The following is an 8,879-nucleotide window of genomic DNA, read 5'->3' as shown; positions in this document are numbered from 1 at the left end:
CCCGTGGCCCAAGTCACGTCACCACAAACGCCGCCTGCTGCAGCCCGCGACGATCGCGCTGATGGTCGATCGGTTGCGGCCCGGCGGCGTCCTGCACGTGGCGACTGACCACGCCGGTTACGCCGAGGAGATCGCCGAAGCCGGCGACGCCGAACCGCGACTGCGCCGGGTGTCCGCCGATGAGCGATTGCCGATCTCGGTGCACCGCCCCGCAACGAAGTACGAGAGCAAAGCCCGCGACGCGGGCAGCGCGGTGGCCGAACTTATCTGGATGAAGGCCTAGCGGGTGAGACGAGCATGACCATTATCGAAGAGTCCACCGCCCGCACGCCCGAAAGCGGGTCGCCCCCGACCGATGTCGAACCGGCGGTCAATCGGGTACTTCTGGTGTGGGACGCACCCAATCTCGATATGGGACTGGGGGCGATCCTGGGGGGCCGGCCGACCGCCGCGCACCGGCCCCGCTTCGACGCCCTCGGCCGCTGGCTGCTGGCCCGCACCGCGGAGCTGGCCGCTGGACGGCCGGAGGCGTCGATCGAGCCCGAAGCGACGGTGTTCACCAACATCGCTCCGGGTAGCGCGGACGTCGTCCGCCCCTGGGTGGAGGCGTTGCGCAACGTGGGCTTCGCCGTCTTCGCCAAACCGAAGATCGACGATGACAGCGACGTGGACAGCGACATGCTGGCCCACATCGCCCTACGAGAGCGGGAAGGGCTGGCGGGCGTGCTGGTGGCCTCAGCCGACGGCCAGGCCTTCCGGCACCCGCTGGAGGACATCGCGCGCGCCGGCACCCCGGTCAGTGTGCTCGGATTTCGCGAACATGCCAGCTGGGCGTTAGCGTCGGATAGCTTGGATTTCGTCGATTTGGAGGACATTCCCGGTGTTTTCCGCGAGCCCTTGCCGCGAATCGGCTTGGATTCGCTACCAGAACAAGGCGCGTGGCTGCAGCCGTTCCGGCCGCTGTCCGCGTTGTTGACCTCTCGGCTGTAGGACAGTCGCGTGGTCGTTTGCGTTATTGCTTAGTCGTTGTTGTTGTAGTGAGGAGATCGAGTGTTCGCCTGGTGGGGCCGAACCGTCTACCGGTACCGATACATCGTTATCGGTGTGATGGTCGTGTTGTGTATCGGTGGCGGTATCTACGGCATGAGTCTGGGCAAACATGTCACCCAGAGCGGCTTTTACGACGAGGGCAGCGAGTCGGTCAAGGCGTCGCTGATCGCCGACGGCGCCTACGGCCGTGACACCTCAGGTCACATCGTGGCGATCTATACCGCGCCCGAGGGTAAAACCGTCGACGATCCGGAGTTCACCAAGAAGATCCTGGACAACCTCGACCAGGCGCAGCGGGACCACCCCGACGAGATCCTGCGGTCCATCGGTTACTTCAGGAGCCCCGAGTTACTGGCGAACATGGCCGACGCTGACAAGAAGCACGCCTTCATGTCGATCCAACTCAAGGGCGACGACGACGACACCATCCTGAACAACTACAAGAAGGTCAAGGACAGCTTCACCATCGACGGTGTCGATGTGAAGCAGGCCGGCCTTCAGCCGTTGGCCAACGAGCTCACCGGCACCATCGGCGTGGATCAGCAGCGCGCCGAGGTGGCAGCCATCCCACTGGTGGCCGTGTTGTTGTTCTTCGTGTTCGGCGGCGTCATTGCTGCCAGCCTCCCGGCCATCATCGGCGGCCTGTCCATCGCCGGCGCCCTGGGAATCATGCGGATGACCGCCGACGTGACCCCGGTGCACTTCTTCGCCCAACCGGTGGTCACTCTCATCGGCCTGGGCATCGCAGTGGACTACGGGCTGTTCATCGTCAGCAGGTTCCGAGAAGAGTTAGCCGAGGGATACGACACCCCGACGGCGGTGCGCCGAACGGTGATGACCTCCGGCCGGACGGTGATCTTCTCGGCGGTGATCATCGTGGCGTCGTCCCTGCCACTGCTGCTGTTCCCACAGGGCTTCCTGAAGTCGATCACTTACGCGATCATCGCCTCGGTGATGCTTGCCGCGGTGCTGTCGATCACGGTGCTGCCGGCAATCCTGGGAATCCTGGGCCCCAACGTCGACGCGTTGGGCGTCAACACGCTGCTGCGGGTGCCGTTCCTGCGTGATTGGCCGTTCTCCCGCAAGATCATCGACTGGTTCGCCGAGAAGACGCAGAAAACCAAGACCCGGGAAGAGGTCGAGAACGGCTTCTGGGGCAATCTGGTCAACCGGGTGATGAAGCGACCCGTAATGTTCGCCCTGCCGATCATCCTGATCATGATCGCGATGATTATTCCGCTCGGGAAGCTGTCCCTGGGCGGCATCAGCGAGAAGTATCTGCCGCCGACCAACTCGGTGCGGTTGGCCCAGGAAGAGTTCGACAAGATCTTCCCCGGCTTCCGCACCGAACCGTTGACCCTGGTCATCAAGAACAACGACGGCCAGCCGGTCACCGATCAGCAGATCGCGGAGATCCGCAGCGAGGCCATGGGCATCGCCGGATTCACCGACCCGGACAACAATCCCGACGCGTTGTGGAAGGAACGGCCCTATCTGGACGGGGCGTCGAAGGATCCGTCGGTCCGCGTCATCCAGAACGGTCTGGTGAACCGCAACGACGCCGCGAAGAAGATCAACGAACTCCGCGACATCACCGCACCCAAGGGCCTTTCGGTGTACGTCGGCGGCACCCCCGCCCTCGAACAGGACAGCATCCACAGCCTTTTCGCGAAGCTGCCGTTGATGGTGCTGCTGCTGATCACCACGACCACGATCCTGATGTTCCTGGCGTTCGGCTCGCTGGTCCTGCCGATCAAGGCCGCACTGATGAGCGCACTGACGCTGGGATCGACGATGGGTGTCCTGACCTGGATGTTCGTCGACGGGCACGGGTCGGGTCTGATGAACTACACCCCGCAACCGCTGATGGCCCCGATGATCGGATTGATCATCGCGGTGATCTACGGCTTGTCCACCGACTACGAGGTGTTCCTGGTCTCCCGCATGGTGGAGGCTCGTGAACAAGGCATGTCCACCACCGAGGCGATCCGGATCGGAACCGCGACCACCGGCCGGCTGATCACCGCCGCGGCGCTGGTGCTGGCCGTGGTGGCCGGCGCGTTCGTGTTCTCCGATCTGGTGATGATGAAGTACCTCGCGTTCGGCCTGCTGATCGCGCTCCTGCTCGACGCCACCATCGTCCGAATGTTCCTGGTGCCGGCGATCATGAAACTCCTCGGCGACGACTGCTGGTGGGCACCGAAATGGATGAAGCGGTTGCAGCACAAGATCGGGCTGGGCGAGACCACTCTGCCCGACGAGCGCAAACTCCTCGCGGCCCCGGAACCGGAGGTTGCCCTTGTGGGTGCGGCGGCCGCACCTGCCGGGCCGGTCAGCACGCCCCGCCAGCGGATCGCAGCCGTCGGAACGGCCGCCCTGCTCACCGAACCGGTCAGCGCCCCGGTTGAGGAGGCCCCGACCACCCGGTTCGCCAGCACCGCGGCCCGCGAGGACCGCGATATCGGCTCCTGGCTTGGCGAGCTTCGCCGCAAAACGGCCCCGAGGCGGCCGGCCGCTGCCGATCACGGCACGGATTCCGCCGAACCGACCAATGTGCTGGCCTCCGGGGAGCCCACCAACGTGATCTCCGCCCCTGATGACGCCACCAGGGCGATCCCGACCGCGAACACCGGGGACCCGCTGTCGGCGGAGGAAACCCGCGCGATCCCGGTGAGCCGGCCTCAGGCCGCCGACTCCGAGGTGGCCACCGAGCAGCTCAATGCCCGCGGCCAGCACAGCGGAGGCGGGGTCAGCGCGCAGGATTTGTTGCGGCGCGAAGGACGGATCTGAGCTAGCCGCGGGGATTCTCGTCGGACGGGAACTCGTCGGACCGAATCTCGTCGAACGAAACGGAGTCCGGCTCAGCCTGCACCAGGACGGCGCCCCCGCCGGGCGGTGCGGCGCCGGTGTCGGGGGCGACCAGCACCCGAATCGCGCTGTTGAGGAACGCCAGCACCGGAACCGCCAGCAACGCGCCGATGATCCCGGCGAGCACACCGCCGGTGGCCAGCGCCAGAACGATGGCCAGCGGATGGATGGACACCGCGCGCCCCATCAGCAGGGGTTGGAGCACATGGGCCTCCAACTGCTGCACCGCGATGATCAGTCCCAGGGTGATCAACGCGTAGATGAAGCCCTTCGCCAGCAGGGCCACCACAACAGCGAGGAACCCGGTGATGAGCGCGCCGATCAGCGGAATGAAAGCCCCTAGGAAGACCAACGAGGCCAGCGGCAGCGCCAAAGGAATACCGAGGATCGCCAGGCCGGTACCGATTCCGATGGCGTCGACCAGAGCCACCAGGAACGTCGCGCGAACGAATCCGATGAGCGAGCCGAAACCGGCTCGGCCCGCTTCCCGGACGCGGTCGCGGCTACCGGCCGGAACTATTCCGGTCAGGAATGTGTAGATGTTCCGCCCGCCGTAGAGCAGGAATATCAGAGTGAACAGCATCAGCAGTGCGCCGGTGACGATCTCGGTCAGCGTTTCCGCGGTCGACAGCGCGCCGGTGGTGAGTTTCTCCTGGTTGTCGCGCAGTGCTGTGACTGCGGAGTCGCCGGCACTGTCGATCTGCGCGCGACTGAGGTGCAAGGGTCCCTCGATGAGCCATTGAGTGGCGTTGTCGATGCTGCGGGTGACCTTGTCGGTGAGGCTCGGAAGACCTGAAACGAATTGACTCACAACGAAAGTGATGATTCCGCTGAAGACGGCGATGGAGGTCAGTAGCACCAGGGCGACCGAACCGCCACGTGGTGCGCCACGCCGGTCGAGCCAGTCCACGGCGGGCAGCAGCAGTGCGGTCAGGATCACCGCCAACGCCACCGGCACGACGATCACCTTCAGCCGCGCGATAACCCACAGAAGCGCCAGGATCGCCCCGAAAATCACCAGCAGGCGCCACGACCATGCTGCTGCCTTCCGCACGAACGGATCGACGGCGTCATCGTCACCGAGGCGGGGCGTAGCGCCGGTGCCGTTGCCGAGCATCCGTAGAGCCTAGCCAGCCGGGTGGAAGACCCAGGCCAAACCCGGTTGGATGGAAGACCATGACGACCAGCTCCGCTGAGCCTGCCGCGGCCACTACCCGGACCGCGGCATTGGCCTTCGCCGCCGACGCCGTCTGCGTGGTGCTGTTCTGCACGGTGGGCCGGCGCAACCACGCCGGGGCGGTGACGCTGGCCGGGGTCGCCGAGACGGCCTGGCCGTTCCTGGCGGGCCTGACCGCATCCTGGCTGCTGTACCGGGCCTGGCGTCAGCCGACGGCGGTGCGGCCGACGGGGGTCAACCTGTGGCTGAGCACCATAGCGATCGGGATGGGACTGCGCGCTGGGATCGGAGCCGGCGTGGCACTCAGCTTCATCCTGGTCGCCACCCTGGTAACCGGGGTACTACTGCTGGGCTGGCGGGCTGCCGTGACGGCACTGGCCGGACGCGGCGCCCGTTAGCCGCGCCGGTTACGGGGCGTCCGGAACCTCGAGGGACTGGTCGCCGCCGCAGCGGGTCCGAAGATCGGCCAGCGGTTGGCGGATGCCGGCAAGTTCAGCCTTGACCTGCGGGTTGGCATCGAGATACTGCTGGATCTGGCCGCGCAGGGTGTCCCGCGGAGTGCCTTCCAGTCCGGTGAAGAACGCATTGACGTCCGGGTGGGTGAACAGGTAGGCCGACGTGGCGGCGGACACCCCGGCGGCAACGCCGGCCAGGTCGGCCGCAGTGCAGTTCGGCGGGGCGGCCACGGCCGAGGGCGCCAGTCCAATCAGAAGGCCGCCGACAACCGCGCCGGCGCCCATCGTTCCCGCGATCACCCGGCGAGTAGTAAGCCTCATCCTCGGTCTCCTCATCCCGTATCAACTGTTGGGCCACATCCTAAGACAGCACCCGGCCTGGGTCGCTCTGCGGCTTCGCTGCCGGACCGTGTCGGGCCCTCGGATACCGCTGTCGGGTCGCTCTTCGACGGGGGTGTCGACCTACCTGCTGCGGTAGGCTCGCAGCCACGCAATTCGGTGTGTGACCGGGAGATGCGGGGAGAGCAGCCATCCAGCAGTTCATGATGCGACTGAGCGGCAGCCTGCGCAGACACCGGTGGCTGGTCTTCATCTGCTGGCTGCTGGCGCTGGTGCCGTCGGTGGCGTTGGCGCTGACCCAGTCCGGGAATCTGACCGGCGGCGGGTTCGAGGTGACCGGTTCCCAATCGCTGCGCGTCCAATACGAGTTGGAGGACCACTACCCGCAACTGGGCTCTTCCCCGCTCGCCCTGGTAGCCGCGCCGCGGGCCGACGCCACCTACAGCGACATGGCCGGGGCGGTCGCCCAGTTGGAGCAGGCTGCGCGCGAGGTTCCCAACCTCGAGGTGGTGCCCAACCCGGTCCAGCCCCCGCCGGCGCCGGACCGGCCGTATGTGGTTTCGCTGCGACTCGGGTTCAACAACACCGGCGCGGTGGACACCGCACGCCAGCTGCGAACCAAGGTCGGGGTTGTCGGTGATCAGCCCGGTCGGACCGCGGACGGTCGGGTCAAGCTCTACGTCATCGGTCAGGGTGCCCTCGGCGCAGCCGCCCAGACCAGCACCAAACAGGACATCGCCGCCGCCGAGCGCTGGAACCTTCCGATCGTGCTGGTCATCCTGGTCGCGGTGTTCGGCTCGCTCGCTGCGGCCGCCATCCCGCTGGCACTCGGTATCTGCACGGTCGCGGTGACCATGGGGGTGGTCTACCTGCTGTCGACGGTGACGACCATGTCGGTATTCGTCACCTCGACGGTGTCGATGTTCGGCATCGCCCTGGCCATCGACTATTCGCTGTTCATTCTCATGCGGTTCCGCGAGGAGCTGCGGGCTGGCCGCGATCCCCAACAGGCCGCCGATGCCGCCATGGGCACCTCGGGTCTGGCGGTTGTGCTGTCCGGTCTGACTGTGATCGCCTCGCTCACAGGCATTTACGTGATCGACACCCCGGTGCTGCGGTCGATGGCCACCGGGGCGATCCTCGCGGTGGCCTTCGCGGTGCTCACCTCGGCCACCCTGATCCCGGCGGTGCTGGCCGTTTTCGGGCGGGCAGCGGCCCGGCGATCTCCGCTGTTGCACTGGTCGCGCCGGCCGGAGTCCTCTCAGTCCCGGTTCTGGACGCGCTGGGTGCGCGCCGTCATGCGCCGGCCGTGGGCATCGGCGACGGCGGCCACGGTGGTTCTGCTGATCCTGGCCGCTCCGGCTTTCGGGATGGTGCTCGGCAACAGCCTGCAGCGGCAGTTCCCGTCCTCCCACGAGATCCGGGGCGGGGTCGCCGCAGCCGCCGAGGCTTTGGGCCCCGGTGCGCTGGGTCCGGTTCGGATCCTGGTCACCTTCCCCGAACCGGATGCCAATACCGCCCGCAACGCGCCGCTGTTGGAGGCAGTGAGCCGCGAGGCAGGGCAGGTGGTGAACATCGTCTCGGTGGCCCCGCCGGTGTTCGGCGACGACAACCGAAGCGCGCTGCTGTCGGCGGTCCTCGCGGTGGATCCCGAGGAGATGCGGGCCCGTCAGACCATCGATTGGCTGCGCACCACATTGCCGACGACACCGGAATTGCAGGAGGCTCCTGGTGTCCGGATCGACGTGGGCGGACCGACGGCGCTGATCAAGGATTTCGACGACCGGGTCGCCGCGACCCAGTTGTTGGTGTTCGTGTTCGTCTCCGTGATCGCCTTCGTGATGCTGCTCATCTCGATCCGCTCGGTGGTGCTGGCCCTCAAGGGTGTGCTGATGACCGTGCTGTCGGTGGCCGCGGCGTACGGCAGCCTTGTGGTGGTTTTCCAGTGGGGCTGGTTGGAGCCGCTGGGGTTCGAGCCGATCGCCTCCATCGACAGCACCATCCCGCCGCTGGTGCTTGCCATGACGTTCGGCCTCTCCATGGATTACGAGATCTTCCTGCTGACCCGGATCCGGGAGCGTTACCTGCAGTCCGGGGATACCCGCGACGCGGTTGCGTACGGGGTGGCAACCAGCGCTCGGACCATCACCAGCGCCGCCCTGATCATGATCGCGGTCTTCACCGGTTTCGCCTTCGCCGGCATGCCCCTGGTCGCCCAGTTGGGCGTGGCGTGTGCGGTGGCCATCGCCGTCGACGCCACGGTGGTGCGCATGGTGCTCGTTCCGGCGTTGATGGCGATGTTCGCCCGGTGGAACTGGTGGCTGCCCGGCTGGCTTGACCGCGTCCTGCCGTCGGTGGACTTCGACAAACCGTTACCCAAGCTGGAGGTCGGTGACGTCGTCGTCATACCCGACGACATTTCCTCGATCGCCCCGCCGGTGTCAGATCTGAGATCCGTCATGCGCGATGCGGCCCGGCTCAGGGATTTGGCCCCGGTGACGGTCAGCATCCTCGACCCACTTGCCTTCAGCGGTCGCGGCGAGCCATCCGGTAGCGGTGCCAGAAAATTGCCCGCGGAGCTAGCCGGCAGAACGCCGGTGGCGGCGATGCGGCGGTCCGGCACCGCCGCGACCGCCGATCGCCGCCGGGCTCAGTCGTCGCGAGGACGCCGGTCGGACGTCCCGCGGCCGGTACATCCGGTCACGGTGTGGCGAGGCCGGCTGGTGATCGCCCTGGATGCGCTGGAAACCCGGGGGGAATCCGCCGACGCCTTGCGCCGCAGCGGTCCATTGGAAACCACCAACGTCCAACTTCCCACCGGTGATCGCCTGCAAATCCCGACCGCCGCCGAGACGCTGCGGATGAAGGCGTTCCTCGTCCTGTGCCGCAACAGCCGGGCCGACTTCATCGACCTGGCGGACCTCGCCGACGCCATGGGCGTCGACAATGCCGCCGCAGTGCTGGCCGGCATCGACAGGTACTACAGTGCA

General features: G+C 66.7%; 7 protein-coding genes. 5 read left to right on the top strand and 2 right to left on the bottom strand.

The genetic code is table 11. The features are described 5' to 3' along the window. The 3 genes from ADBZ5N_RS15400 to mmpL3 all read left to right on the top strand — a co-directional run. Window positions 1-283, top strand: a 283-nt coding sequence (locus tag ADBZ5N_RS15400) for a class I SAM-dependent methyltransferase (RefSeq protein WP_526258849.1), incomplete at its 5' end; no start/stop codon positions are given. 14 nt (window positions 284-297) lie between these two features. After that, window positions 298-990 (top strand): NYN domain-containing protein, encoded by a 693-nt coding sequence (locus ADBZ5N_RS15395; protein ID WP_526258847.1) that lies wholly within the window; start codon window positions 298-300, stop codon window positions 988-990. A 60-nt stretch (window positions 991-1,050) separates the two neighbouring features. Continuing rightward, window positions 1,051-3,840: a trehalose monomycolate exporter MmpL3 gene (gene mmpL3 / locus ADBZ5N_RS15390; protein ID WP_526258845.1), complete on the top strand. Its 2,790-nt coding sequence runs from the start codon at window positions 1,051-1,053 to the stop codon at window positions 3,838-3,840. Window position 3,841: 1 nt separating this feature from the next. Here mmpL3 and ADBZ5N_RS15385 read toward each other — a convergent pair whose 3' ends face one another. Beyond that, entirely contained in the window at window positions 3,842-5,035 is a 1,194-nt protein-coding gene (locus ADBZ5N_RS15385; protein ID WP_526258843.1) for an AI-2E family transporter, read from the bottom strand. A 59-nt stretch (window positions 5,036-5,094) separates the two neighbouring features. Between ADBZ5N_RS15385 and ADBZ5N_RS15380 the strand changes: the two genes are divergently transcribed. After that, a complete protein-coding gene (locus ADBZ5N_RS15380; RefSeq protein WP_526258841.1) occupies window positions 5,095-5,493 on the top strand; it encodes a DUF3054 family protein in 399 nt (132 codons plus the stop codon). A gap of 9 nt (window positions 5,494-5,502) precedes the next feature. On the opposite strand, the gene ADBZ5N_RS15375 is transcribed toward ADBZ5N_RS15380, so the two are convergent. Further along, complete coding sequence (locus ADBZ5N_RS15375; RefSeq protein WP_526258839.1) at window positions 5,503-5,871, bottom strand: hemophore-related protein; 369 nt, start codon at window positions 5,869-5,871, stop codon at window positions 5,503-5,505. A 221-nt stretch (window positions 5,872-6,092) separates the two neighbouring features. Here ADBZ5N_RS15375 and ADBZ5N_RS15370 point away from each other — a divergent pair. Beyond that, window positions 6,093-8,879: MMPL family transporter (locus ADBZ5N_RS15370; RefSeq protein WP_526258837.1), on the top strand; the 2,787-nt coding region annotated here is incomplete at its 3' end.

The organism is Mycobacterium sp. (assembly GCF_044370595.1).
In the GTDB taxonomy this organism is placed as follows: domain Bacteria; phylum Actinomycetota; class Actinomycetes; order Mycobacteriales; family Mycobacteriaceae; genus Mycobacterium.
This window is presented reverse-complemented; position numbering and strand designations above follow the sequence as displayed.

Coding starts and splice junctions, on each gene's coding strand:
- ADBZ5N_RS15395 (WP_526258847.1), top strand. CDS start 298: ATGACCATTATCGAAGAGTCCACCGCCCGCACGCCCGAAAGCGGGTCG.
- ADBZ5N_RS15380 (WP_526258841.1), top strand. CDS start 5,095: ATGACGACCAGCTCCGCTGAGCCTGCCGCGGCCACTACCCGGACCGCG.
- ADBZ5N_RS15375 (WP_526258839.1), bottom strand. CDS start 5,871: ATGAGGCTTACTACTCGCCGGGTGATCGCGGGAACGATGGGCGCCGGC.
- ADBZ5N_RS15385 (WP_526258843.1), bottom strand. CDS start 5,035: ATGCTCGGCAACGGCACCGGCGCTACGCCCCGCCTCGGTGACGATGAC.